Raw genomic sequence first — 26,348 nt, 5'->3', positions numbered from 1 at the left:
AGCAGGCCAGTCTGCAGACTGGCTCGTTGCATCAAAGGTGATCAACCTGTCCATTCTCAACAACTGAGAGTGCACAATTCGAGGAGACACCGATGACGCAGTTGTCCTATCCCGATATCGAAGCAGCCGCCGCCAGGATCTCCGGACGGGTACGACCGGTCACGGTGGCCTCCGCTCAGCCCGGGAATGCGCCTGCAGCTCCGACTCCCACGGCCGCGACGTGGAGTGCCCCGCCGAGCAGCGACCCGACTGGTTCGGGCGTGCACTTCGCTTTGGAATTCATGCAGTACACGGGCACCTTCAAGGCCCGCGGGGCGCAGAACTTCATCCAGGCCCATCTGGCCCAGGGTACGTTCCCCGAGGCTGGAGTCACGATCGCCTCGGGCGGCAACGCGGGTCTGGCCTGCGCCTGGGCTGCGCGGGACGCCGGGGTTCCAGCGGCCGTGTTCCTGCCTGCCGATGCTCCCGCGGTCAAGGTCGAGCGCCTGCGCAGCTACGGTGCCGAGGTGCGTCTGAGCGGATCGGAATTTGCCGAGGCGGCCCTGGCCTGCGAGGAATTCGTCGAGTCATCCGGTGCCTTGGCCTCACATGCCTATGACCATCCGCTCATCGCCGCCGGTGCCGGCACGATGATGACCGAGATCCTCTCGCAGATCCCCGACCTCGACACGGTCGTCGTCTCCGTCGGCGGGGGCGGCCTGTTCGCGGGTGTGGCCACGGCCGCCACGTTCCACGGGGTGCGCACCGTCGCTGTGGAGCCGAAGAGCTGTCGGGCGCTGAATGCGGCTTTGGAGGCGGGGAATCCTGTCGACGTCCCGGTCGATTCGGTGGCCGCAGATTCGCTGGGCGCCAGGCGGGCCACTCCCCTGGCTGTCGCGGCGGCGCAGAACGACCTGGTCACCTCGGTGCTGGTCGATGACGAACAGATCATCTCCGCACGCCGGCATCTGTGGGGCGAACACCGCCTGGCAGTCGAGCATGCGGCGGCAACGGCGCTGGCGGGAATCCACGGTTCCGACGACTCCGGAAGCTATGTTCCGGCAGCCGATGAGAAGGTCTGCATCGTTCTGTGCGGGGCGAACACCAGCCTCGGCGATCTCTGAAGAGTCTGCTAGCCATGTGCACGGGCGCGCCATTTCAGGCGCACCGGCGCTCCTAGTCAGTCAGTGCTGGCCCTACTTGTCCTTGGACCGGAGGGCCTGTTTGATCAGCGCGAAGATGGCGGCCGCGACGACGACGGCGATGATCGCTTTGACGAGGAACCACGCGATTGAGAACGCGACGTTGACGACCCACCACGCGATGATGATCGCGATGATCGCGCCGACGATGCTCCATACGGTACTCATCTTCATGTCTCAAGATTAGGCGGCGCGGTGTGAGCGCGCAACGACGCAAGACACGGAGCAGCTCACACAGCAACGGCTCGTTGCCGGATCGCCCGAGCCGACCAGCGTCCGTCGGCGAAACCGACGTCGATCGGGTGCTCGAAGGCCGCGCTGACCTGGTCGGTGCTGAGCACCTCGGCGATCTCACCTGCAGCGGTGAGCCGCCCGTGGGAGATCAGCATCGCGTGGGACGTGGACTCCGGGATCTCCTCGAGATGGTGGGTCACCAGCAGCGTCGTGAGCTCCGGCGAGGTCACGGACAGCGAATCGATGGTCTCCAGCAGCTGTTCGCGGGCGGCCACGTCGAGGCCGGTGGTCGGTTCGTCGAAGAGGAGGAGCTGGGGCTCGGCGATGAGGGACCGGGCGACCAGTGCACGTCCCCGCTCCCCCTGGGACAGCACTTTCCAACCCGCGTCCGCACGGGCGCTCAGCCCCACCTCGGCGATGAGGTCATCGGCCTTGGCGATCTCATCGGGCATGGGCTCCCATCTGAGCGGCCGTTCGATCGTGCCGGTCAGGCCGGTGAGGACGACCTCGCGCACGGACAGATTCGAGCGCAGAGGGTGGCGCGGATTGACGTGTCCGATGTGGCGGCGCAGAGCCTGGAGCTCGACTCGCCCCATGCGCTGCCCGAGGATGTCGACCGTTCCGGAGGTCGGGAAGACCTGCGCCGAGGCGAAGCTGAGAATCGTCGACTTCCCGGCTCCGTTGGGGCCGATGAGGACCCAATGCTCGCCTTGCCCGATCGTCAGATCGATGCCGTGGAGGATCTTCGTCTCACCGCGTCGGAAGGTCACATCGCTGAGTTCAAGGACCGTCGCGCCCACCTTGTCCACACTCACTTTCCTCGTCATGATCGCGTCGCTGCAGCAGGAACCACCTGCGCCAGTCGTGGCCGGCTCCCAGTTGGGGCCGATCCGATTCTAGGTCGATCGCTCGCTGAGGTGGGCGTTCCCGGGCAGGACGATGTTCCACATCATGGATAGCTCGGCTGCAGCAGTCCACCGCGGGTCCGAGTCCAGCGCCCACGATGCGCCGCTGTTGGAGCCACGGTGCGCCGCTGTTGGTGTCCACGGTGCGCCGCTGTCGGTGTCCACGGTGCGCCGCTGTCGGTGTCCACGGTGCGCCGCTGTCGGTGTCCACGGTGCCCGTGGTCAGTGCAGCGTCGGCCGGTAGACGAGCTCCTCGACGCCGCCTCCCAGCGACGTGCGGTCAAGGAGTTCGAGATCGAAGTCCTGCGATCCGGCGAAGATCGGCTGGGTTCCGGTGCGTCCGGTGATCACCGGATAGATCGTCACCTGCAGCCGGTCGACGAGGCCGGCGCCCATCAGCGCACGATTCATAGACAGACTTCCGTGCGAACGAATCGGCACATCAGACTCCTCTTTCATCTGTGCCACCACCTCGAGCGCATCACCGTCTGCCACGGTGGCATGCGGCCAGTCGAGCGGTCCGCTCAGCGAGGTTGAGACGACGGTTGTCGGCAGATTGCGCATTGCACTGACCCAGGGATCGAGAACATCAGGAAAGTCCTCGGCGTTTGCGAGCATGGCGGCGAACTCGCGGAACGTCGTTGCGCCGAGGACGAGCCGCTTGGGTCCGCTGTAGAGCTCGAGTCGGTGGTCGAGGAGTTCAGGTCCCTGCTTGCCCCAGTAGCCTCCCCAATCACCGTCGGGACTGACCGAGGCGAACCCGTCGAGGCTCGAGAACACATCGAAGGTGTATGTGGCACTCATGATTGCTCCTCCCAGAGCGGATGCGGTGCCTTCAGTGTGCGCCCTCCCCAGACAGTTGACCAGGTCCAGACCGTTGACTGGGTCAGGGCTGCCGACCAGGCCAGGGCTGTTGACCAGGCACGGTCAGCCGAGAGAGCCTCCGCGTTCCGGTGTGGGAGTGAGGCCGTCGAGAACGACGTCGAGCATCGCTTCACGATACTCAGCGTCGCCTGCAATGGCCGAAAGCGCGACCAACATCTCCAATATCTGTTCGAGTTGAACGCCCTCACGCAGCTGACGGGCACTCAGCGCGGCGTCGAACAGCGGTCGGCCCACAGCGATGACTCGCGACTTCGTGTCATCGAAGATCGGACTGTCTCGGCTGAGCTGAGTCAGCAATTCCGCGGCAAATTGCTTCTTGCCGGCAGCAAATAAGTAGAACTGGCGCAGCCACGTCCGAAATGCTGCCCCCGGATCGGAGCTCGGCAGGGACTCGGGTGGGGCGAAGGCGATGTCGGCCTCATTGGCGTAGAGCGCTTCCAGGAGGTCGAGGCGACTTGGGAAATTCCGATACAGGGTGGCCATACCGACACCGGCACGCCGCGACACCTCGGCCAGCGACACGGTTCCGTCGGATTCTGCGAACGCTGCTCGCGCCGCAGTGAGAATCTTGTCCCTATTGCGCTTGGCATCGGAGCGCTTCGGACTCGGTGACGAAGATTTCAGTGACATCTCTTCCAAGTGGATAGGCTCTCCGGTAAAGTTAAGTGGACAAGTTATCCACTTGCCTTGAAGTCTATCCGAGATTCGCCACCCTCGGGTGGCCCCACCGAAGGAGCTCCATGCCAGAGACAATGATTGCGCTCGTCACGGGAAGCAACAAGGGAATCGGTCGCGAGATAGCACGCCAGCTCGCCGACCTCGGGCACACCGTTGTGATCGGCACCAGAAGTGCCGCCAACGGCGAAGAGACGGCCGCCGAGCTGCGAGCGGCTGGCGGAGACGTCACGTCGGTGACCCTCGACGTCACCGACGCCGCATCGGCTGCTGCGGCGGCCGACACCGTCAAGGACAGGTTCGGACGCCTGGATGCGCTGGTCAACAATGCCGGGATCAGTGGACGGCCGGGCGCGGACTTCGCAGGACAGTCACCTGCCTCCGCGAACGTCGACGACATCCGCTTCATCTTCGAGACGAACGTCTTCGGAGTCGTCACTGTGACAACCGCATTCCTTCCGCTCCTGCGCCTGTCCGAGAGTCCGCGCATCGTCAACGTCTCCAGCAGCGCCGGATCGCTGACCCTGACTTCGGATTTCAACCAACCGGATCCGATCGCGCTCGGATATGTCCCCTCCAAAACGGCGCTCACCTCGCTGACAATCCAGTACGCGCGAGGACTGGCCCCGGAGAAGATCCTAGTCAACGCCGTGTGCCCGGGATTCGTCGCGACCGACCTCAACGGATTCCGCGGCCAGCTCACCCCAGCGCAGGGAGCCGCCCAAGCAGTCCGGATGGCAACCATCCCCAGCGACGGCCCGACCGGAACACTCACCGACAGCGACGGCCCCGTGCCCTGGTAGCGATCGGCCCCACAGTAAGGATCGGCCCTCCGATCCAATGAGCATCCGTCAACCGGCACCGATACGGCGGGTACCGGGAGCGGGCGCAAGACGACCATAATGGAAGTATGCACAACGGCGCCGACCCCAATGACGAACACCGCACGAAGATACGCGGGAAGATCCTGCGACGGTCCGCGTCATTCAACGTCGCCCATGCCGTCGACGATCTGGAACCCGGCACCGGCGCCCAGAGCATCCAACGGGCTCTTTCGCTGCTCAACCTCGTCGGGCTCATCGCCGGCGAGCGCAGCAGCGGGGCCAGCCTGTCCGAGGTCGCCTCGATCAGCGGCCGCCCCAAGGCCAGCGTCCACCGAATGCTCCAAGCACTCATCGCCATGGGGTACGTCGAACGCTTCGAGGAGGGCGGCTACCGCCTCGGCGTGCAGTCGCAGATCCTCGGCCAGCTTGCTCAGAAATCTGTCGATCCGCTGGTCACGGAGTCGGAGTCGAGCCTGCTGCGCCTGGCCGAGCTGAGCCGGGACACAGCCTTTCTGACCCTGCGCACCGGCAGCTACTCGATCTGCGCCCGCCGCGAGGAGGGCTTCGGCGAGATTCTGAACAACGCCCTGTCCGTGGGTGATCGCCACCCGCTGGGCATCGGCGCGGGCAGTCTCGCGATTCTCTCCGAACTCTCCCCCGCCGAGGTGGACGCCCAGTTCGAGGCCAATGCGCAGATCTACGCCGAACGGTATCCCAAGGTCTCGGTCACGCAGCTGCGCGACATCATCGACCGGGCCCGAGTCGACGGCTTCGTCCACAATCCCGGCCTCTTCGCCCAGGGGTCGTGGGCCGTGGGCGTGCCGCTGCGAATCCGCGGCAGCCGCCCCCGCGCGGCCCTGTCGATCGCGAGCATCGCCGACCGCGTCACCGGACCCCGCGTCGAACGCCTCGTCGCCCTGCTCCGTCGCGAGGCCAAGGCCATCGCCGAGGCGCTGGGCACGCAGGCCGATCCCTGATCACCGCCCTCGCACCGACACCACCACTCATCCCGCCGAGGCAGCCCCCAGTCGCGCGGCCACCGCGCCCAGGATCTCGCCCAGCCAACCCACGGCCGCAGGATTCGGGCCCGAACGGGTCACGAACGAGACCCGACGCTGACCCAGATCCTGCTCGGCTGGCCGCAGCACGACGTCGAAGTCGGTGTCCACAGCCACCTCGGTGGTCAATGCGCATCCGAGTCCCTCGGCCACGAGCCCGTGGATCATGTAGAGGTCGTCGCTGCGCATGAGTTCGCGCAGCTCATATCCCAGTCCCCGGGAGATCCGCCGCAGCACTCGCACCGAGGCTTCCGATTCGTTGTGGCTGAGCACCCAGTCGACGTCGCTCATCGTCGCGAAGTCGAGGATCTCGTGCCCCGCCAACTCTCCGCCGCTGGCGACCATGACCCGGTAGGGCTCGTCGAGAAGTGTGCGCAGCCGCAGCTCGGGGCCCGCGAACTCGGGCAGTTCGGGGATGTCGTAGATGAGGCCGGCGTGGACCTCACCGCTGTGGAGCATCCGCACGACCTCGCTGGGTTCGGCTTCGACGACCTCGACGTGCACGGACGTCCGCTGCTGGAGCTCAGCGATTGCGGCGGGGAGCAGCCGTGAGCCGATCGAGGAGAACGACCCGACGCGCAGGGACACCACTCCGGCATCGCGTTGTGCGGTGACGAGCTGTTCGGCCCGATCGATGCGGGCCAGGACCGGTTCGATCTCCTCGGCGAAGGACTCGCCCAAGGGCGTGAGTCGAGTTCCGTTCCGTGCCCGGTCGACGAGCTTGACCCGCAGATGGGATTCGAGGGTGCGCAGGTGATGGGTCACGGTCGGGACTCCGTGTTCGAGCACCTCGGCGGCCCGATTGAGACTTCCCTCGTCCCTGATCGCTAAGAGCACCCGAAACTGCTGCAGATTCATCATGGCATAGACACTATGCCACCGTGAACGATTTCTTGCTATATCCTAGACAGCGCTCGAAGCCTAGTGTGGGTCCCATGCTCGCCGAAACTCATCTGCACCCGGACACCGCGGCCACCGCCATCGACCCTCGCCAGCACACCGCGCCGTATGCCGAGGCGCTGCGCTCCTTGGCCGCCGAGGACTGGCAGCGCCTGCACGTGCCCGCCCATCAGGGCAGTCGCGACCATGCACCGGGACTGGCCGAAGTCGTCGGCGAGGCCGGAATGAGCATCGACTTCCCCATGCTCTTCAGCGGTGTGGACCAGGAGAACTGGCGGATGATCAACCACGAACGCGTGACTCCGATCATGGCCGCCCAGCAGCTCGCCGCCGAAGCCTGGGGCGCAGCCCGCACCTGGTTCATCACCAATGGCGCCTCCGGAGGCAACCATATCGCGACGACCGTTGTGCGCGGCTTGGGACGCGAATTCGTCCTCCAGCGCAGCGTCCACTCTTCGGTCATCGACGGGGTCACTCACGCCGAACTGCGCCCGCACTTCATCCACGGTCGCGTCGATCCTGGCCTCGGCTCCTCCCACGGCGTGACTCCGGCCCAGGTCGAGTACGCCCTGACCGAGCACCCGGAGTCCGCCGCCGTCTACCTCGTCTCCCCCAGCTACTTCGGCGCTGTGGCCGATATCGGCGCCATCGCCGAGGTGGCGCACCGTCACGATGTTCCCCTCATCGTCGATGAGGCCTGGGGCTCCCATTTCGGCATGCACCCGCAGCTGCCCGTCAACGCGGTGCGCCTCGGTGCCGATCTCGTCATCTCCAGCACCCACAAGGGCGCCGGATCTTTGGCGCAGTCAGCGATGGTCCACCTCGGCCACGGACGGCAGGCACAGCGCATCGAGACCCTGGTCGATCGGGTCGTGAAGTCCTATCAGTCGACCTCGTCCAGTGGCATCCTCCTGTCCTCTCTCGACGAGGCACGCCGTCATCTCGTCACCCGCCCGGAAGCGATCGACGAAGCACTGGCCACCGCCGAGGCGATCCGAACTCGAGTTCAGAACGACTCGCGGTTCCGCGATGCGACCCCGGACATCCTCGGTGGCCATGATGCGATCGCCAACGATCCGTTCAAGGTCGTCATCGACACCCGCGGTGCCGGGATCACCGGCGCCGATGCCCAGTACCAGCTCATCCGCGACCACCGGATCTATTGCGAGCTGGCGACGCCCTCGGCGCTGCTGCTGCTCGTCGGTGCGACATCTCCCGTCGACGTCGAACGGTTCTGGACCGCGCTGCAGCAACTGCCGCGCTCTGAGTCCGAGCCGGAGCGTCCCATCGTTCTGCCCGGCAGCTGCGAGAAGCGACTGGAGATCAGCGATGCCTACTTCGCGGCGCCGCAGACCGTTCCCTTCGCCGAGGCTGTCGGCAGGGTCTCGGCCGATGCTCTGGCCGCGTACCCGCCCGGTGTGCCCAATGTTCTGCCTGGTGAGGTGCTCAGTGCCGAGGTCGTCGACTTCCTTCGTGCCACGGCCGCGGCTCCCTCCGGCTATGTCCGCGGAGCCCAGGATTCGAGGATGAACACCTTCAACGTCGTGGCGGAGACGAGCTGAGACCTGCCGAACCCGGCCGCTCCTCCTGCCGAGCTCGGCTGTTCCTCCTGCTGTAGCGTGAGGAGCATGCCCGTTGCCGACGTTTCCCCGACTGTCTCCCTGCCCGCGACCGAGCTCGAGAGCCTCTGCGAATCCGCGATCCTCGCCGCGGGAGGTTCGGACCGTCTGGCAACATCTCTGGCGACTGCGACGGTGGCGGCCGATCGCCGTGGCAAGACCCAGGTCGGGACGGCACACCTCTTCGACTACCTCGACGGTCTCGAGTCCGGTCGGATCAACGGTGCCGCCACTCCGAAGCCGGTCAACAGACTCCCGGCGACCCACCTCGTCGACGCGGATGGAGGCATCACCCAGCTCGCCTTCGACGAAGTGTTCGATCGTTTCGCGGATTCAGCCGCCAGCCTGGGCATCTCGATCCTCAACGTCATGAATGCATTTCCCGCCGGAGAGCTCGGTTACTACACGATGCGCTTGGCCGATCGCGGACTCATCGCCCTGGCCGGAGCGAATTCGCCGGCCCTCATGTCACTCTTCGGCAGTCGCGACACGGTCGCCGGGACGAACCCGTTCTCCTTCGCGCTCCCTCACCCGCAGGGCCCGCGCATGTTCGATCAAGCCAGCAGCGCCACGGCCTGGGTGAATGTCCGCGAGGCTGCCGAACGTGGGGAGTCGATCCCCGAGGGTTGGGCGCAGGCACCAGATGGGACTGCGACGGCCGATGCTGAGCAGGGACTTGCCGGCTCACTGCTTCCCTTCGGCGGGGTCAAGGGCAGCAATCTCGCCCTCATGATCGAGCTCCTCGCAGCCCATGGGGGCGCGAACTTCTCGGTCGACGCCCCACCCATTGACGACGGAGACCAAAGCCCCGGGACCGGACTCTTCGTCATCGCGATCAGCGCTGATGCCTTCGACCCGGAGTACACGCACCGGGTCGAAGAGCATCTGGCGAGACTTGATCGCGAGTTCGGAATCGACTTCGGGCGCAAGCGTGATGACGCGGTCATCGACCTGCCCCAGACCATCCACGCGGCTCTCATCGAACGCGGACGTCGCTGAATCACTGAGGACAGTCAAGCACCGAGGGGATCACATAACGTCGAGGGCACAGGTTAGCTTCGAGAGCACACTCCCTGGAGTCTGCTCTCGAAGCTAAGGTCGCTCCGCGATGAAACGCAGCGGCGCTGCGCCCCGGCGATGCGCCCCGGCCCCACAAACTCACCGCAGGACGACGGTGCGCTTGCCCGACAGGAACACGCGGCCGTCGCAGTGCCACTTCACGGCATTGGACAGCGCCTTGCATTCGGCATCACGGCCAGCGGCGACGAGGTCTTTGGGCCCGAAGGAGTGGTCGACGTCGACGACCTGCTGGGCGATGATCGGGCCTTCGTCGAGTTCGCTGTCGACGAAGTGTGCGGTCGCCCCGACCGTCTTGACTCCCCGCTCCCATGCCTGGTGGTAGGGCTTGGCGCCCTTGAACGAGGGCAGGAACGAGTGGTGGATGTTGATGGCCTTGCCCGTCAGCTCACGCGCCAGGTCATCGGAGAGGACCTGCATGTAGCGGGCAAGGACGACGAGGTCGATCTCGAAGCGGTCGACGAGATCGAGCAGCTTCGCCTCTGCCTCCGGCTTCGTCTCCTTGGTCACCGGGATGCGGAAGAACGGGATGTGGTGCCATTCGACGAGCTCACGGTGGTCGGGGTGATTGGACACCACGGCCGCGATCTCGATGGGCAGCTCACCGATCTGGGACCGGAACAGCAGGTCGTTGAGGCAGTGCTCGAACTTCGAGACCATGATGAGGACCCGACGCTTCTCCCCCTGCGGCCACAGCTTCCACGTCGCCTCGAACTCGGAGCCGATGCCTTCGAAGTCCGTGCGCAGAGCATCGATCGAGGCACTTGACTCGTCCTGGAGACTGAAGTCGATCCTGAGGAACAGGCGCTCGGCGAATTGGTCGTCGAACTGCTTGAGCTCCTTGATGTCACCGCCGTGAGTGAGGAGGGCTCCGGTGACGGAATGGAGAATGCCCGGCCGTTCGTCGCATTCCAGGGTGAAGACGTAATCCTGCATATCCACTGCTTCCTTGCTCGATGGGTGTACTCAATCATTGGGTGAGATGCTCACCTTGGTCAATTTCAGACGTCGGTGAGGAATTCCGCCATGCCGTCGAGCAGCCAGCGGACCGCGAAGTCCGCGAAGCTAGCCCGCGGGTAGACCCGATATTCGAGTTCCGATGAGTGGTGCACGATGACCGGAACCGGGCCCATCTGGGTCGAGATCGCTGTGCCGATGCCGAAGGCACGCGGGTGCAGATCGGCGCGGACGCTCTTTTCAAGGACCTCTCTTGCCTTCGTCCCGGTCAGTTCGAGGATCGTGCGGTTGGCCGAGAGATCCACGGCCTGTCCTGGCAGACCTTCGAGGGCTGCCTCGGCGACGAGGGTCTCCCCGGGCCGCTGCTGTCGGGAGACGTCGACGGTGAGGCATTCATCGGGGCTCAGCCACAGCGTGTGCAGGCTCGCGGCGTCGCCGGTGACCTCGCCCACCTGCTGCGGCAAGGTGATTCCGAGCGCAGATTCGAGCGCCTCCGCCGAGGCGGTTCCGGGGGTGGCGCGCAATCCGAGCTGGACAGCGAAGCACCGTTCTCGCAGGCCAACGGCCTGTCCGCCATTGGCAGTGGAGGTGGCCATGACTTCGGCGAGGTGGGCTGCCGGTGAGACGCGGAGTGCATCGAGCACCTCGGCGGGGGTGTCGAAGTTCTGCTGGGTGCTCTGGGTGGTTTCAGCCATCGCGGCGGTTCCCTTCTGGATCGTAGAAGACGGGTGAGGTGATCTCGACGTCGACGAGTTCGCCGCCGACCGGAGACTGGGCGATCTCGCCCAACCGGTTCCGGCCGTTCTCGACGAGCGCGAGGCCGAAGGGTCGGTCCATGCTCGGGGAGATGTAGGAGGAGGTGACATGACCGATCATCGGGACCGGCCCCGCCTCGGGGGTCACCGGGGTGCCGGAGGTGATGAGCTGCGCGCCCTCGGCCAGTCGTGTCGTGCCGTCGACCGGGAGCACTCCGACGAGGTGCTTGCGGTCCTCGCGGGATGTATCGACCCGTGAGTAGGAACGTTTGCCGATGAAGTCCTTGAGCTTCGAGACGATCCAGTCCATGCCCGCGTCCTGTGGGGTGACGGTCCCGTCGGTGTCCTGGCCGACGATGATGAACCCCTTCTCGGCACGCAGAACATGCATGGTCTCTGTGCCGTAGGGGGTGATGCCGAACTCGGCACCCGCCTCGGCGACGGCTTCCCAGACGGTGAGCCCGTAGAAGTTCTCGACGTTGATCTCGAAGGCGAGCTCCCCGGAGAACGAGATCCGGCAGATGCGAGCCGGGATCCCGTTGGCCAGGGTGGTCTCCCTGAATCCCATGAATTCGAAGGCCTCATTGGACACGTCCAGGTGCGGTGCGAGTTTGGCGATGACCTCGCGGGACTTCGGGCCGGCGACCGCAACGGTCGACCATTCTTCCGTCACCGAGGTGAAGACGACGTCGAGTTCGGGCCATTCGGTCTGGTGCCATTCCTCGAGCCATTCCAGCACGGTCGCTGCGCCGCCGGTGGTCGTGGTCATGTAGTAGCGGTCCTCGGCCACGCGCAGGGTCACACCATCGTCGAAGACCATCCCGTCGGGCTTGCACATGAGTCCGTAGCGGCCCTTGCCGACTTTGAGCTTGGTGAAGCCGTTGGTGTAGATCTGGCCGAGGAACGCACCGGCGTCGGTGCCGCGGATCTCGATCTTGCCCAGGGTTGAGGCATCTTGGAAGCCGACCGATTCGCGCACAGCCTTGCATTCGCGCAGCACCGCCGCGTCCATGTCCTCCCCGTCGGCCGGGTAGTACCAGGGACGCTTCCACTGACCGACGTCTTCGAATTCGGCACCGTGGGCGATGTGCCAGGGGTGGATCGAGGTGACCCGCGCCGGGTCGAAGAGCTCGCCCTTGCGCCTGCCGGCCAGTGCCGCGAAGGGCACTGGAGCGAAGGGCGCACGGAAGGTCGTGTGGCCGACCGAGCCCAGGTCGGACTCGCCCAGCACCCGCGCGATGGCACCGATGGCGTTGACCGCGCTCGTCTTGCCCTGATCATTGGCCGTCGAGATCGAGGTGTAGCGCTTGATGTGCTCGACCGAGCGCATGCCCGCGTTCATCGCCCGCTGCACATCGGCAACGGACTGGTCGCGCTGGAAGTCGATGAAGTGCGTGGTCAGTTCGGTGTGATCGGCGCTGGCCGAGGTGACCAACCACAGTGGGCGGGTCTCGGCACAGGGCACCGACGCTGAGGTCGGGAGGTCGAGCACGGCAGGGAATCCGGTGTGCTCAGCGGCCGCATTGCCGGCTTCGGCGCCCTGCTGGAGGGCTGCATCCAGCGAGTAGTCGCCGTTGATCGCACCGACTGTGAACTGATCGCGCACGGGTGCTGTCGGAACGAAGGCAGCGATGTCGCTCCTCCAGACGATCGACCCCTTGCGTTGCCCGTGCAGGTGGATGACGGGAGAGAATCCGCCCGCCACGGCCAGCAGGTCCACGTCGATGACCTCGGAGTCACCGGTGGCCACACCGTCTTCGTCGAGGCCCGAGACCGTGATCGCACTGATGCGTCCGGCAGGACCGTCCCCTGCGGTGTCGCTGACCGCGGAACCGAGGATGAGCCGGGTTCCGGTTTCCCGGGCAACGTATTCTGCCATCGCCGAGGCGGTCGCCCGGGAGTCGATGATCGCCGGCACTTCTATTCCGGCCGTGTGAAGATCGGCGAGCAGTTCGTATGCCGAGTCGTTCGTAGCGGCGATCGCGACGGACTGTCCGGCGGCGACGCCGTAGCGGTTGAGGTAGGTGCGCACGGCCGAGGCGAGCATGATGCCCGGACGGTCGTTGTTGGCGAAGACGATCGGGCGTTCATGGGCTCCGGTGGCCAGCACGACCTGCTGGGCACGGATGTGCCAGACCCGCTGGCGGGTACCTGGACGGGAAGGAGCGCCGCTGACTGCGGACGCACCGTTGGCACTTTCGCTGCCCCGTGCACCCGCTCCCCCGTTTTCAACAAGCTCAAGAGTGCGGTCTTCGAGGGCGACGAAGTAGTTCGAGTCGTAGCTGCCGAAGACGGTCGTGTTCGCTCGGTAGGTCAGCTCCTCCGCCTCGGCGAACGATGCGACGGTGGACTCGATCCACTCGGCTGCGGGTACCTTGTCGATGCTGTCTGCCGAACTCGACAGCAGCGACCCACCGGGAGCGGACCTGTCGTCGAGCAGCAGCGTTCTGGCTCCCGACTTTCCTGCTTCACGGGCGGCGGCGAGCCCGGCGGGACCGGCGCCGATGATGAGCACATCGGTGTGGACGTGCTTGTGTTCGTAGACGAGTTCGTCCTGGCCGGGATCGAGGATGCCGAGACCGGAGAGGTAGTCGGCTTCGAGTCCTTCGGTGATCGGCACACGGGTGGCGGGCAGCATGGATTCGCTGACGTCGCCGGGGATGCGACCCTTGACTCGGACGAGGGCGTTCGACTCCTCGATTCCGGCGCCGAGGATGCCGCGGGCCCGGCCCAGGTAGGTCGAGTTGCCGCAGTCGATGCGTCCGGCGGCGATGAGGGCACTGGCGATCGTGTCACCGGCGAAACCTGAGTACTGCCGACCGTCGACGCTGAAGCGGATGGGACGCGTTCGGTCGATGCCGTTCGCGTTCTCGAGGCGAGTGTTCGTATCTGCGGTGGTCATCGTGCACCCTCGCCTTCTGCTGGAGTCGGTTCCGCGGTCGCCAGTTGCTTCGTCGCAGCGTCCGCTGCTGGAGGGCGGGCCTCGCCCATGGGGTAGATGGCTTTGAAGTCATAGGTCACGGTGTCGCGGATGGCGTTGAACCATTTGCGGCACCCGAGGCTGTGACTCCACCGTTCGGCGTAGGCGCCGCGGTCGTTGTCGCGATAGAAGAGGAATTCCGCCCACTCTTTGTCGCTGAGCGCGTGGGGGTCGGCCGGGTAGGCGACGTGTGCCTGGCCGCCGTAGTGGAATTCGGTTTCGTCGCGTGGCCCGCAGTGCGGGCAGCTGATGAGAAGCATGGCAGGTCCTTCTGTCTCGTGTTCGCTCAGTGCGCCACGGCTGCGGCGCCGTGCTCGTCGATGAGGTGACCGGTTTCGAACCGGTCGAGGGCATAGGGGGCGTTGAGCGGGTGGGGTTCATCGTTGGCGATGGTGTGGGCGAAGGTCAGTCCGGCGGCGGGCGTGCCCTTGAAGCCACCGGTGCCCCAGCCGCAGTTGGCATAGAGACCCTGGACTCCGGTCTTCGACACGATGGGCGAGGCGTCGAGGGTGACGTCGACGATGCCGCCCCAGGTGCGCAGCACGTGGGCCCGGGCGAAGATCGGGAACAGTTCGACAGCGGCGGCCAGCTGCTCCTCGATGACGTGGAAGCCGCCTCGTTGGCCATAGCCGTTGTAGGAATCAACCCCGGCACCCATGACGAGTTCGCCCTTGTGCGCCTGGGAGACGTAGACGTGGACATGGTTGGACATGACCACGGTCGGGTGCACGGGTTCGAAGAGTTCGGACACGAGCGCCTGCAGCGGGTGGGACTGGATCGGCAGGCGGATGCCGGCCATGTCCGCCAGCACCGAGGAATCTCCGGCCACGCACATGGCGACCTTCTCGGTAGCGATGTGGCCGCGGGTGGTCTCGACACCGACGACCTTGTCGCCGATGCGTTCGATCCCGGTGACCTCGCAGTTCTGGATGATATCGACGCCCATCTCATCGCACTTGCGGGCGAATGCCCAAGCAACGTGATCGTGCTTGGCGATGCCGGCGCGCGGCTGATAGGTCGCGCCCATCACCGGGTAGCGCAGGTCGTCGCCGATGTTGATGATCGGGCAGACTTCCTTGACCTGCTTGGGATCGAGCCACTCGGCGTCGACTCCGTTGAGTGCGTTCGCATTCACCCGTCGCTGGGACTCGCGCACGTCCTGCAGTGTATGGGCGAGGTTGAGCACGCCGCGCTGGGAGAAGAGGAAGTCGTAGTCGAGTTCCTCGGGCAGCTGTTCCCAGAGCTTGAGCGACTTCTCGTACATGGCTGCGGACTCGTCCCACAGGTAGTTCGAGCGGATGATGGTCGTGTTGCGAGCCATGTTGCCGCCGGCCAGCCAACCACGTTCGAGGATCGCGATGTTGGTCATGCCATGGTTCTTGGCCAGGTAGTAGGCAGTGGCCAGACCGTGTCCGCCGCCGCCGATGATGACGGCCTCGTAGGACTTCTTCGGTTCCGGGTTGCGCCACAGGAAGTCGGGGTGTTCGGGGAGTTGATCAGCCATCAGCGTGCTCCGATCTCGTTCATGGTGGGGTAGAGCGGGTGGGCGGTCGCCAGAGCCGACACACGGTCGCTGAGCTCGGCGATGACCTGCGGTTCGGCGCCGGCCTCGGCAGCACCGGCCTTGAGCACCTCGGCGATGATGTCGGCCACCTCGGCGAAGGCAGCGGAACCGAATCCACGGCTGGCCAGGGCCGGGGTGCCGATCCGCAGGCCGGAGGTGATCATCGGCGGACGCGGATCGTTCGGCACGGCATTGCGGTTGACGGTGATGCCGATCGAGGCGAGAAGGTCTTCGGCCTGTCCACCGTCGAGGACGGAGTTGCGCAGGTCGACGAGGACGAGGTGGACGTCGGTGCCGCCGGTGAGGACGGTGATCCCGAGGTCGGCGACATCGGATTCGCCGAGGCGACGAGCGAGTTCCGCGGCACCGGTCAGGGTCCGCTGCTGCTTCTCGACGAAGGTCTCGGTGGCGGCGAGGCCGAAGGCCACGGCCTTGCCTGCGATGACGTGCTCAAGCGGGCCACCCTGCTGACCGGGGAAGACTGCGGAGTTGACCTTCTTCGCGATATCAGCGTCGTTGGTGAGGATGATCCCGCCGCGGGGACCGCCGAGGGTCTTGTGCGTCGTCGAGGTCACGACGTGGGCATGTGGGACCGGAGAGGGATGCAGCCCTGCCGCGACGAGCCCGGCGAAGTGAGCCATGTCGACCATGAGGTAGGCACCGACGGAATCGGCGATACGACGGAATTCGGCGAAGTCGAGCTGGCGGGAGTAGGCCGACCATCCGGCGACGATGAGTTTGGGCTGGTGTTCCTGGGTGAGGCGATCGACCTCGGCCATATCGATGCAGTTGGTGTCCTCGCGCACACCGTAGGCGGCGATGGTGTAGAGACGACCGGAGAAGTTGATCTTCATGCCGTGGGTGAGATGCCCGCCGGCGGCGAGGTCGAGACCGAGCACGGTGTCGCCTGGCCTGATGAGTGCGTGCATGACAGAGGCGTTGGCCTGAGCACCGGAGTGGGGCTGCACGTTGGCGAATTCGGCGCCGAAGAGTGACTTGACGCGGGCGATGGCGAGGCGCTCGACCTCGTCGACGTGCTCGCAGCCTCCGTAGTATCGACGCCCGGGGTAGCCCTCTGCGTATTTGTTGGTCAACACCGATCCCTGCGCGGCCATGACGGCGGAGGCGGTGTGGTTCTCCGAGGCGATCATCTCGAGACCCTCGCGCTGACGAGCGAGCTCGGCATCGATGAGTCCGGCGATCTCGGGGTCGAGTTGCCCGATGGGGGTGCTCAGTTCGACCGGCTCCCGGCTGGAGAAGTCCACGGACGAGGGCGCGAGCGACTGAGCAGACGGCTGTGCCTGCGACTGGCTGGGCGACTCGAGAGGCTCGACGAGCTGTTCTGTCATGTGATCTCCTTCGACCATTTGATCGTCAACTAATATATCAGATGCGTTCCTGTAGTCTATGACGAGAAAACACGAGAGTGCAATGGGTGATTTCAGGAGATTGATAATGTCGTCGTCGGCTACCGTGAGCTCACCGAAGGTCTCCCTGGCCGAACGTGCCTATGAGATCCTTCGGCACCGCCTCATCATGCTCGACATCGCCCCCGGTGACCCCATCAACGAGGCGGCCCTGAGCGCAGAGCTCGAGGTCGGACGAACCCCGATCAGGGAAGCGCTCAAGCGTCTGGAGAGCGACCATCTCGTCGTCTCCTACTCCCGACGCGGAACCTTCGCGAGCAATGTCGACCTCAAAGACCTGTCGACGATCTCCGAGATGCGAGAGGTCCTCGAACCCATCGCCGCCCGCAAGGCGGCACACAGCCTGACCCCTGAACGCCGTCGCGAGTTCGAGGCGACGATCGCTGACCTGCGGGCACTCAAGGAGACCGACGCGCCGCGGGCCCTCATGGAGCGCGACCTCGAGGTTCATCGCCTCATCTATTCCTCGGTGGACAACCCGCATCTGATGGAGACCCTGGTGCGCCTCGATGACCTGGCGACTCGGATCTGGTGCCTGGTCATCCCCCGCATCCCGGACCTCATCGGCCACATCCGCGAACACATCGATCTCCTCGAAGCGATCCTCGAGGGCAAGGAGTCACTCGTCGAAGCCCATGCCGCCGAACATGTCCGCGAGTTCGACAAAACCCTGCGCGCCGCCCTGCACTGAGTTGCGTTACCCGCCTCGCGCCAACTGCCTCGTGCACCGCCCTGCAGCCCAGCGCCTCGCGCCAACTGCCTTGTGCACCGCCCCCGCGCCAACGGTCGGTAACTTGGCCTCGAAAAATGGGTCTTGATCGACTCGAATTTACCGACCGTTGCACCAATACCCGGCCACAAGGCGCGAAAAAGGCCCTGCGGGACTCAATCGTCCCGCAGGGCCTTCGCCGATGCCGCGTTTTCCTGCCAGTGTGGTGCGAAGCCGACTTCGCTACCGGCTCGACACCCGGCCGAACATATTTGCGATCGGTGCCAGAAGCATCGGCCTGGCGGCGAACCAGGCACCGACGATGACGACCAGTGCCACGAGGAACCAGATGAGTCCGGCCCAGCCGAGCACGTCGGTGCCGGCGAACATATAACCGAGGTTCTGTCGCAGCCCTGTCGTGAACACGAGGAACACGTGGACCAGGATGAAGAAGACGAAGAACAGCATCGTCGGGAAATGGATCGCCCGAGCCAACGGCGCCGGGTAGAACTTGTTGAGCTTCGCGGCATCCTTCGGCCACCACTCGCTCATCCGCAATCCCGTAATCGCGGCCAGAGGCGCCGCAATGAACACGACGATGAAGTACATCAGCTGCTGGAGCGCGTTGTAGTTGACCCACGCGTCTTCCATCGGCCATTCCATGGTCATGTACTGCAGCATCGCCGAGATCGCGTTCGGGAAGACTTCCCAGCTCGTCGGCACGATGCGCGCCCAGTGTCCGGAGATGAACAGCAAGACGACGAAGACGACGCCGTTGGCCAGCCACAGCAGATCAAGTCCGGTGTGCAGCCACAGGTTGATGCTGACCTTCTTGCCACCCTTCTTCGGGGTGTAGAACGCCGGCGGCTTCTGCTGGTGCCTCACCTGCAGACCGGATCGGATGATGAGGACCATGAAGAAGATGTTGAGGAAGTGCGTCCAGCGGACCCATCCGGGGAATCCCGGATCGGCGACGTCCGGCAGGTGGTACTCACCCGGGTAGCGTTCGAGGAACTCGGGCACACCGGGCAGAGTCGTGACTCCACGAGCCGCGAGGATGATGATCCCTGCAGCCACGATGAGTCCGCCGAGTCCGAGGCCACCGAGCTTCGCCCACTGACCCACGGACTTCGAACCGATCATCGTCGGTTCCTTCTTCTTCGCGGCAGCAGGCTTGGCCGTGGCCGTGCTCGAGGCAGAGGCCGATTTCGCCGGTGCGGAGCTCGCCTTCGCAGCAGGCTTGTCGGCCTGCTTGGCTGCTGGCTTGTCGGCCTGCTTGGCTGCTGGCTTCGCGGTCGGCTTGTCCGTGGCCTTGGCGGCAGGTTTGGCCATCGGCTTCCGCTGCGCCGGTCCAGTGGACTTCGGCAGTCCGGATCGGGAAGGCTTGTCTTCCGCCGAGGTGGCTGCTGGCTTCTCGTCCGAGCTCGACGAGGCAGCCACGGCACCGGCCGCACCTGCACCGACGGCCGCGGCTCCCGCGGCGGCGGGAGCTGCCGAAGAGGAGTCGGAACCCGCCTGTGCCGAGGTGTCTCCCTGTGCGGAGGAGTCCGCTGCTGGCTTCTCAGCCTGGGCAGCAGAGTCCGCGTCAGCGGGCGTCGAAGCGGCGCCGGTCGACGTGCTGTCGGCCGAGTCTGCACGTGAAGCGTCCGCGCTGGTCGAGGCAGAAGTCGAAGCAGCTGTCGAAGCAGAGGTGGCACCGGCACTCGCCGGAGCAAAGCCTTCGGGCGGCCATGGGTCGCCACCGGCGACGCGCGGCAATCCGCGGCGAAGTGGTGTGTCGCTGAGTTCGCCGGAGGACTTCTTCCCGGACGCGGCAACCGCCGCACCAGCGCCGACAGCAGCACCGGCAACACCGGCAGTTGCCGCAGCGGCTGGAGCCGCCGACGACTTGTCCGCCTCAGCAGGCTGTTCACCTGCAGTTGGAGCTTCTTGATCTGTCGATGCGCTTGAGGCTTCGGCGGCCGGAGCCGCCGCAGCTGGCGGCGCCGATGAGGATGCAGATGTGGCCGAGGCGGCTTTCGCACCAGCCGGAGCCAGACCTTCTGGTGGCCACGGATCGCCCCCGGAAACGCGAGGCAGTCCCCGACGCAGAGGAACGTCGCCAGCAGGCGCGGACTCAGCTGCAGCAGGTTCTTCCGAAGCGGCTGCGTCCTGAGCACCGGAGCCTGATGCCACTGCGGCTGTGCCGACAGCGGCTCCTGCACCCACGGTCGCGACAGCGGCGGCCGGAGCAGAAGAGGACTCGGAGTCGGACTGAGCTTCCGGTTCACTCTCGGCATCCGAAGCAGCTGGAGCCTGCCCGGAGACAGAGTCCACAGAGGTAGAGCCCGCAGAGGCAGAAGCATCAGAGGTGCTGGAGGGAGCCTTCACACCGGCAGGTGCGAGGCCTTCCGGCGGCCACGGGTCGCCGCCGTCGACACGGGGCAGACCACGGCGCAGCGGAACCTCACGGCTCGCCTCAGCGACAGATTCGGACGACTCAGACGGCTGCTCCAGCGTCTCAACGGGCTCTGAGCTCTCAACGGATCCTAGGCCCTCATCGGAGTCATCAACTGACTCCGCATCCGAATCGGAGGCACCGGCGGCCGTACCAGCAGCTGCACCCGCGGCGACGCCGGCCGCGCCAACGGCAGCACCAGCGCCAACGGCAGCACCGGTCCCGACGGAACCGGACTCGTCGGTGGGCTCTTCAGCCTCAACGGACTCGTCCGGGGCAGCCGAATCTTCCGGCTCGAAGGACTCTTCCGACACAACTGAGGCGCCCGGCTCGAGCGGCTCACCGATGACACCTTCCGGTGGCCATGGATCACCGCCCTCAACTCTGGGCAGGCCCGAGCGCAGCGAACTGGAGTACGTGGCCATATCAGGACTGTTTCTCTTTCAAGGTCTCGATCGACTGCGGGACGACCTTGAACAGGTCACCGACCACACCGTAATCTGCGATGTCGAAGATCGGTGCTTCGCCGTCTTTGTTCACAGCCACGATGGTCTTCGAGGTCTGCATGCCTGCCTTGTGCTGGATCGCACCGGAGATGCCGAGCGCCACATAGAGCTGCGGCGACACGGAGACACCGGTCTGTCCGACCTGATGAGACTGGGCGATGTATCCGGCGTCGACGGCCGCACGTGAGGCACCGACTGCTGCACCGAGGACATCGGCGAGTTCGCCGACGAGCTCGAAAGACTCCTCGGAGCCGACACCGCGGCCACCGGAGACGACCTTCGAGGCGCCACGCAGCTCGGGACGCGAGGACGTCTCGACGACAGCTTCGAAGGAGTCGATCTGGGCCGAGCGCTTGCCCGAATCGGCAACCTCGAGGGCCTGGGAGTTCGCCGACTGGGCTTCCCCGCGGGTCTCGATTGATCCCTGGCGAATGGTTATGACCGGGGCTCCGAAGGTCGGTGCCGACGATGCGGTGTAGCCACCACCGTAGACGGAGTGGTTGGCCACGACGCCTTCGCTGTCACGCTCGACACCCAGGGCATCGACGGACAGGGCCGAACCGCTGCGGACCGCGAATCGTCCGGCGATGTCGCGCCCGTCGATCGAGTGCGAGAGGAGGACGGCGTCGGGGGCGACGAGATCGCTGGCGGCACTCAGGGCGTCGACGGCGAAGGTTCCGAGAGCAGAGTTGCCCTCTGGCACCTCGGCGGTGAGAACCTGCACGGCACCCAATGATGCGGCCTGTTCGGCTGCGGCCTCGCCCTGACCGGCAGGTGCGAGGACCAGGGCGACGGGCGAACCGATCTCACCGGCGCCGCCGAGCAGCTCAGCAGCAGGCTTCTCCAGCTGACCTTCGGCATCGGCGGTGAGGACGGCGAGAATGGAGTCTTGTGGGAATTCGGACATATCGATTCTCCTTAGGCCAAGCGGTTCTTGATGAGGTATTCGGCGAGCTCTGCTCCGCCTTTTCCTTCGTCGACGATCTTCTCTCCGGCTTCACGCGGCGGCTTCTCGGCCACCGTGACCATGATCGATCGTGCTGTGGACTGGTCGTTGGCGTCGACCTCGAGGTCGGACAGCGCGATGACCTCGAAGGGCTTCTTCTTCGCTGCCATGATGCCCTTGAAATTCGGGAAGCGGGCCTCGGGTAGCGCCTCGGTGATGGAGATGACGGCTGGAAGCTCCGCGCTGACTTCCTGCCTGCCGCCCTCGACACCGCGGGTTCCTGCGACCTTGCCGTCGCTGATCTCAACCGAAGTCAGTCCGGTCACGTGTGGGAAGTCAAGGTGCTCACCGAGCATGGAAGGAATCATGCCGCCGTTGCCGTCGGTGGAAACGTTGCCGGTCACGACGAGGTCGAAGCCGCCACGGCGAATGGCTGCTGCCAGAACTTCGGAGGTGAGGCCGAGGTCGGCGCCGAGGAGCTCCTCGTCAGACACGTGCACGGCGTTGTCCGCGCCCATGGCCAGGCCCTTGCGGATCGTGGCGGTCGCGGTCGATGGTGCCATCGAAATGACGGTCACCTCGGTTCCGTCACTGCTGTCCTTATAGGAAAGCGCGACTTCGAGGGCACGCTCGCCGATTTCGTCGAGGACCGCTTCCGAGGCGGAACGATCCGCCAAGCCGGTCTCCAAATTCAGTTTCCGATCCCCGTATGTGTCCGGGACCTCTTTGACCAACACCGCGATCTTCAAGGATGACTCCTATTCCGTGAGGCAATTCATCTGCAAATGAGACTTCTGCCTCATAATCTACAGTCAGCACGTTCTCGTCCGACACCCGGGTCCGCGAGGAAGCCGGGAAAAGTACTCAGTCAGACATCTTACTTCCTGTGTGCTGCAGCTAACATGCTTATTGTACGAACGTTCGAACAAATTCTACCCGCACAGACCGATTGCGCCTACATCGTGGCGACTGAAGCGGACCTCATCGTGGCGACTCAAGCGATTGCAGAAGGAGTGAGAGTGCGCCCAGGGAACGGGCCCTAGAATGGAGCCACCGACCGTGACCAGGCAACGACCGCCTTTGGGAACGGAAGTGACCCGGTGAGTCCGACGCCCGCATCAACGTTGAAGGAGCGCCACGTGGCATTCGATCTCGACGACATCGACCGCAGCATCATCGCCGCTCTTGTCGACGACTCACGCCTGAGCGTGCGCCAACTGGCCGAGCAGGTGCACATCTCCCGGTCGGCCGCCCATAAACGCTTCTCCGTTCTCGTCGAGTCCGGGGCGATCAAGAAATTCACCGCCGAGGTGGACCGCAGCGCCCTCGGCATGACCGTGACCGCAGTGGTCGTCGTGAAAATCGGCGATCGCCCGTGGCCCGAAGTCAGGGACGATCTTGCCGAGCTGCCGTTCGTCGAGAAGGTTCAGGCTGTCAGCGGTGACATCGATGCCCTGGTGACCGTGAATGCTCCCGACAACACTGCACTGTCCCAGGTCATCCTGCGCAGAATCCACGAAGTACCCGGCGTAGTGTCCTCCCGCTCTCTGCTCATCCTCGATGAGGCGGAAGGACACCGGCCCGGCTCAGGCCACTGAGCGGCTCACTCAGATTCCCGGCGTTCAGCCCTTCTGGTATTCCTTGATCGCCTTCTCGGCCATCTCGACCCCGTACTTCGCGTCGGAGTATCCGGCGATCGTGGCCTTGCCGTGCGGGTAGACATGTCCGGCCTTGACCGCGGGCAGGTCCTTGAAGACCGCCGAATCCATCATCGTCTTCGTCAGCTCGTCGTACTCGCCGCGCATGTTCGAGGTCACGAAGATGACGTCGGCATCGGACAGGCTCTTGTCGAGGACCTCCATTGAGATCTGGGCCTCGGGCTCCTTGATGCCCGACTTGTTGCCGCCCTGGCTGGCCTTCGCGTACTTCTTGATAGTGGCGTCCTCGTCAGCCGACCAATCGAGGCCGAGCGGAGTGAACAGGGTTCCGACCATGTTCTCACTGCCCCAGAGGTAGGCGGAGTTGTCTTCGTAGGCGGAGACGACTCCGAGCTTCGTGCCCTTGGTGACGTCGCCGTACTCTTCGGCGATCTCCTTCTGCTCCGCCTGGAAGTCGGCGTCGAGCTCTTTGAGTTCATCGGTCTGGTTGATCGCCTCGGCGACTTCCTCGACTCGCTGCTGCCAGTTCGCCCGGTCGCCGCCGCGCAGTGTGAATTGGTAGACCGGCGCGATCTCCTCCAACTGCTTGATCATGTCCGGCTCATAGATGTTGGGGGCGAGGATGAGGTCGGGTGACACCTCGGCGAGCTTCTCCAGGTCGGGCTCCTCTTGGGCCACGACAGGGACGTCGCCGAGCTGGTCGACCCATTCTTCGGGCACTGCCGGCTCCTGAAATTCGCCCTGCCCGACGGGAGGCATGTCAAGGTCCATGAGGGTCTCGGTGGCGGCATAGTGCAGGGTCGCGACGTTCTTCGGATCGGCGGGGACTTCGACCTCGGCGCCACTGGAATCCGTGACGGTGCGGGTCTCGGCCTCACCCGAGTCCTCGGCGTCTCCACCACCGCCTGCACAGCCTGCCAAGAGTCCGAGACTTGCCACTGAGGCGATCACAGCTGTGGCGATGCGATTGAGTTTCATGTGTTCCTTTCAACGTCGAGCCGGCGGCTCGCGACTGATGAACCCTCCTGGGCGGAGGGAAGAATGCGGGTTGTCAGAGGGACAAGTGAGGGGTGAGCGCTTAAGGTCTTCGGGCGATGACGGCGCTGCGGAAGCGTCCGAAGCCCCACCCGATGTCGACGACCTCGACCGCGACGGCACCGAGATCGCTGAGGCATTGGCACAGCTCCTCGCTCGTCCATGACGCATTGCCTGTCATGGCGTAAGTTGCGACGAGCTCTTCTGCCTGATGATCGTCGAGTTCGGCCTCGTCGGTGAGGGGTTCGACGACCACGAGGCTGGCGCTGGATTCGAGGATGCATGCCAGGAGAGCCTTTGCTTCTGGGCGCGAGCGTCCGGTCAGGCCCGCGAGCATCAGGGTGCAGTCGACGGCTGGCCAGGACTGCTCGCCGGCAACGCTCGCGGCGCCGGGAATGTGGACGCTCCGGCCGGACTCCGGTGCCTTGCGCGTGAGGGCGGCGGACACCTCGGCTCCGGCATCACCCGCCAGGGCAACGCTTGCAGCTGTGGCAATCGGTTCGAGCTCGAGGATGATATCGAGGACGTACCGCAGGTGGTCGAGGGTGTGAGATCGGTGGGCGGTGTCGAGGGCGGCATCGACCGCACGCTGGGCCCTCCAGGTGGGAGCCGTCAGCGTCGAGGTCAGAGCCTCGCCCGCCGAGGTCAGAGCCTCGGCGGGGGCGGGCATGTCGATATGCCCGTTCCTGAGAATGTCGAGCAGATTGACGATCGAGAACAGATCTCGAATTGCTGGATCGTCGAGATTGAGTCCGTCCCCTGCGCCGTCGCCGATGAGCACCGCGCCGGCCTGGGTGTTGAGATACGCTGCACCGTCACGTTCGAGGAGTCCGAGGGCACACATCGCGGTGAGGACGACGCCTGCACCTTCCGTATCGATGCCGACCTCCGCGGCGATCGCCTCGGCGGTGGTGATTCCTCCTGCCACGAGATCGCCGACTCCGAGGGTGACCGCGATCCGAGTGATGATCGGGGGCAGGATCTCGGTCATCTCGTGGACGTTGCTGACGATGCTCTGGCTGCTTTCGGACACTTCCGCGAACTCATCCACCCCTGCGGTGGTCACACCGTCGGCGGCAGCGTCTTGGGACGCAGCGGCTAGGGGCGTGGCGGTTTCGCTCGTGGCATCTCCAGCAATCTCGTCAGCTGCAGCCTCAGTCTTCTTCGCAGTTTTGCGCCAGTACCCGATCACTTCGACGTCCTCCTTGGGCAAGCCGAGCTCGCGGCGCAGGTGACGGCGGATGGGCGCGATGGTCAGGGCTTCACCTGCGCACCACGCGTAGGTTCGCCCGGCCGGGAGTTCCATGTTCTTCACGGCCTCGTACATGAGGGTGGAGTCCCCGGGGGAGGTGCCGCTGCGGATCAGCCAATTGATCTCGACGTCTGCGGCGGTGGAGATCTCCTGGATGTCCTCGGCGGTCGGGACCTCGACGATGATGTGTCCACTCGTGTCGGCAGGTGCGGTCTCGAGCCAGCGGCGAACTGCGGGCAGGGCGGTTTCATCGGCCACGAGCAGGTGGAAGTCGACGCCTTCGCTGAGGCCGGCGCTGGTCTTCGGGCCCGCGAACTTCAGGGAGTCACCGATGGAGGCGCTGAAGGCCCACTCAGAGGCAAGTCCCGAGTCGTGACGGACGACATCGAAGGTAAACGAATTCGCATCTGCATCGACACTGCTGACCGTGTAATCGCGGGTGAAACCGAGAGCTTCTCGGTTCCATTTGAACCGGAATTCCCCCTGCTCACCGATGTCGACGGATTCGGTCTCGGGAGTCGGTATGACGAGCTTCACGTGATCATCAAAACCCTCGGAGTGGAATTGCGGCCGTGGCATCCCGTTCACCACACCTGCCGACAATTGGTCGCCCGCAACTGTCAGGCGCCGCATGTTCGGCGTGATATCCGCGATGCCGGTGACTTCCACCTCTCGCAGGACGATCGGCAATACCTGCATGGGCCTGGAAGTACGCGGCATGAATTCGACTCCGAGGGTCTCTTGACGGATGAAACGTCGAGACC

23 protein-coding genes are annotated in these 26,348 nt (G+C 65.1%); 7 read left to right on the top strand and 16 right to left on the bottom strand.

The window, feature by feature from the left end:
* Positions 1 to 92 precede the first annotated feature (92 nt).
* Entirely contained in the window at positions 93 to 1,103 is a 1,011-nt protein-coding gene (locus HX613_RS11385; protein WP_235345427.1) for a threonine/serine dehydratase, read from the top strand.
* Positions 1,104 to 1,175: 72 nt separating this feature from the next.
* Here the strand turns inward: HX613_RS11385 and HX613_RS11380 are convergent, their stop codons facing one another.
* From HX613_RS11380 to HX613_RS11365, 4 genes are all read right to left on the bottom strand, one after another.
* Positions 1,176 to 1,355 (bottom strand): hypothetical protein, encoded by a 180-nt coding sequence (locus tag HX613_RS11380; protein ID WP_235345426.1) that lies wholly within the window; start codon positions 1,353 to 1,355, stop codon positions 1,176 to 1,178.
* A gap of 56 nt (positions 1,356 to 1,411) precedes the next feature.
* Positions 1,412 to 2,242 carry an ABC transporter ATP-binding protein gene (locus HX613_RS11375; RefSeq protein ID WP_235345425.1) on the bottom strand — a complete coding sequence of 277 codons (831 nt, stop codon included), beginning with the start codon at positions 2,240 to 2,242 and terminating at the stop codon, positions 1,412 to 1,414.
* A gap of 300 nt (positions 2,243 to 2,542) precedes the next feature.
* Positions 2,543 to 3,124, bottom strand: coding sequence for a dihydrofolate reductase family protein (locus HX613_RS11370; RefSeq protein ID WP_235345424.1), 582 nt, complete (start codon positions 3,122 to 3,124; stop codon positions 2,543 to 2,545).
* A 123-nt stretch (positions 3,125 to 3,247) separates the two neighbouring features.
* Positions 3,248 to 3,835 (bottom strand): TetR/AcrR family transcriptional regulator, encoded by a 588-nt coding sequence (locus tag HX613_RS11365; protein ID WP_235345423.1) that lies wholly within the window; start codon positions 3,833 to 3,835, stop codon positions 3,248 to 3,250.
* A gap of 110 nt (positions 3,836 to 3,945) precedes the next feature.
* Between HX613_RS11365 and HX613_RS11360 the strand changes: the two genes are divergently transcribed.
* On the top strand, positions 3,946 to 4,683 hold the full coding sequence (locus tag HX613_RS11360; protein WP_235345422.1) for an SDR family oxidoreductase: 738 nt from the start codon (positions 3,946 to 3,948) through the stop codon (positions 4,681 to 4,683).
* 107 nt (positions 4,684 to 4,790) lie between these two features.
* On the top strand, positions 4,791 to 5,681 hold the full coding sequence (locus HX613_RS11355) for an IclR family transcriptional regulator (RefSeq protein ID WP_235345421.1): 891 nt from the start codon (positions 4,791 to 4,793) through the stop codon (positions 5,679 to 5,681).
* A 27-nt stretch (positions 5,682 to 5,708) separates the two neighbouring features.
* Here the strand turns inward: HX613_RS11355 and HX613_RS11350 are convergent, their stop codons facing one another.
* Positions 5,709 to 6,623, bottom strand: coding sequence for a LysR family transcriptional regulator (locus HX613_RS11350; protein WP_235345420.1), 915 nt, complete (start codon positions 6,621 to 6,623; stop codon positions 5,709 to 5,711).
* 74 nt (positions 6,624 to 6,697) lie between these two features.
* On the opposite strand from HX613_RS11350, the gene HX613_RS11345 reads away from it, so the two are divergent.
* A complete protein-coding gene (locus HX613_RS11345; RefSeq protein WP_235345419.1) occupies positions 6,698 to 8,224 on the top strand; it encodes an aminotransferase class I/II-fold pyridoxal phosphate-dependent enzyme in 1,527 nt (508 codons plus the stop codon).
* Positions 8,225 to 8,290: 66 nt separating this feature from the next.
* A complete protein-coding gene (locus tag HX613_RS11340; RefSeq protein ID WP_235345418.1) occupies positions 8,291 to 9,280 on the top strand; it encodes an Ldh family oxidoreductase in 990 nt (329 codons plus the stop codon).
* 159 nt (positions 9,281 to 9,439) lie between these two features.
* On the opposite strand, the gene purU is transcribed toward HX613_RS11340, so the two are convergent.
* The 6 genes from purU to glyA all read right to left on the bottom strand — a co-directional run bounded on the left by purU (position 9,440) and on the right by glyA (position 16,963).
* Positions 9,440 to 10,294, bottom strand: coding sequence for a formyltetrahydrofolate deformylase (purU, locus tag HX613_RS11335; protein WP_235345559.1), 855 nt, complete (start codon positions 10,292 to 10,294; stop codon positions 9,440 to 9,442).
* 65 nt (positions 10,295 to 10,359) lie between these two features.
* The gene (locus HX613_RS11330) at positions 10,360 to 11,010 is read right to left on the bottom strand and encodes a sarcosine oxidase subunit gamma (RefSeq protein ID WP_235345417.1); all 651 of its coding nucleotides are present in this window, start codon (positions 11,008 to 11,010) and stop codon (positions 10,360 to 10,362) included.
* Entirely contained in the window at positions 11,003 to 13,972 is a 2,970-nt protein-coding gene (locus HX613_RS11325; protein WP_235345416.1) for a 2Fe-2S iron-sulfur cluster-binding protein, read from the bottom strand. Before HX613_RS11325 ends, HX613_RS11330 begins: the two co-directional genes overlap by 8 nt.
* The gene (locus HX613_RS11320) at positions 13,969 to 14,310 is read right to left on the bottom strand and encodes a sarcosine oxidase subunit delta (protein ID WP_235345415.1); all 342 of its coding nucleotides are present in this window, start codon (positions 14,308 to 14,310) and stop codon (positions 13,969 to 13,971) included. Before HX613_RS11320 ends, HX613_RS11325 begins: the two co-directional genes overlap by 4 nt.
* Before the next feature lie 26 nt (positions 14,311 to 14,336).
* On the bottom strand, positions 14,337 to 15,554 hold the full coding sequence (locus tag HX613_RS11315) for a sarcosine oxidase subunit beta family protein (RefSeq protein ID WP_235345414.1): 1,218 nt from the start codon (positions 15,552 to 15,554) through the stop codon (positions 14,337 to 14,339).
* A complete protein-coding gene (gene glyA, locus HX613_RS11310; protein ID WP_328284947.1) occupies positions 15,554 to 16,963 on the bottom strand; it encodes a serine hydroxymethyltransferase in 1,410 nt (469 codons plus the stop codon). Before glyA ends, HX613_RS11315 begins: the two co-directional genes overlap by 1 nt.
* Positions 16,964 to 17,069: 106 nt before the next feature.
* Here glyA and HX613_RS11305 point away from each other — a divergent pair, with 106 nt between their 5' ends.
* Positions 17,070 to 17,732, top strand: coding sequence for a GntR family transcriptional regulator (locus HX613_RS11305; RefSeq protein WP_235345413.1), 663 nt, complete (start codon positions 17,070 to 17,072; stop codon positions 17,730 to 17,732).
* Positions 17,733 to 17,993: 261 nt separating this feature from the next.
* Here HX613_RS11305 and HX613_RS11300 read toward each other — a convergent pair whose 3' ends face one another.
* The 3 genes from HX613_RS11300 to HX613_RS11290 are packed head-to-tail and all read right to left on the bottom strand — an operon-like array spanning position 17,994 to position 22,388.
* Complete coding sequence (locus HX613_RS11300) at positions 17,994 to 20,612, bottom strand: cytochrome b/b6 domain-containing protein (RefSeq protein WP_235345412.1); 2,619 nt, start codon at positions 20,610 to 20,612, stop codon at positions 17,994 to 17,996.
* Between the two features lies 1 nt (position 20,613).
* The gene (locus HX613_RS11295; RefSeq protein WP_235345411.1) at positions 20,614 to 21,600 is read right to left on the bottom strand and encodes an electron transfer flavoprotein subunit alpha/FixB family protein; all 987 of its coding nucleotides are present in this window, start codon (positions 21,598 to 21,600) and stop codon (positions 20,614 to 20,616) included.
* 11 nt (positions 21,601 to 21,611) lie between these two features.
* Positions 21,612 to 22,388: an electron transfer flavoprotein subunit beta/FixA family protein gene (locus HX613_RS11290; RefSeq protein ID WP_235345410.1), complete on the bottom strand. Its 777-nt coding sequence runs from the start codon at positions 22,386 to 22,388 to the stop codon at positions 21,612 to 21,614.
* 390 nt (positions 22,389 to 22,778) lie between these two features.
* Between HX613_RS11290 and HX613_RS11285 the strand changes: the two genes are divergently transcribed.
* Positions 22,779 to 23,237 carry an Lrp/AsnC family transcriptional regulator gene (locus HX613_RS11285; RefSeq protein ID WP_235345409.1) on the top strand — a complete coding sequence of 153 codons (459 nt, stop codon included), beginning with the start codon at positions 22,779 to 22,781 and terminating at the stop codon, positions 23,235 to 23,237.
* 24 nt (positions 23,238 to 23,261) lie between these two features.
* On the opposite strand, the gene HX613_RS11280 is transcribed toward HX613_RS11285, so the two are convergent.
* The gene (locus HX613_RS11280; RefSeq protein ID WP_235345408.1) at positions 23,262 to 24,275 is read right to left on the bottom strand and encodes an ABC transporter substrate-binding protein; all 1,014 of its coding nucleotides are present in this window, start codon (positions 24,273 to 24,275) and stop codon (positions 23,262 to 23,264) included.
* 100 nt (positions 24,276 to 24,375) lie between these two features.
* A complete protein-coding gene (locus HX613_RS11275; RefSeq protein WP_235345407.1) occupies positions 24,376 to 26,304 on the bottom strand; it encodes a siderophore-interacting protein in 1,929 nt (642 codons plus the stop codon).
* Between the last annotated feature and the right edge of the window lie 44 nt (positions 26,305 to 26,348).

The sequence above is a fragment of the Brevibacterium sp. UCMA 11754 genome, from assembly GCF_021532275.1.
Lineage (GTDB): Bacteria > Actinomycetota > Actinomycetes > Actinomycetales > Brevibacteriaceae > Brevibacterium.
This window is presented reverse-complemented; position numbering and strand designations above follow the sequence as displayed.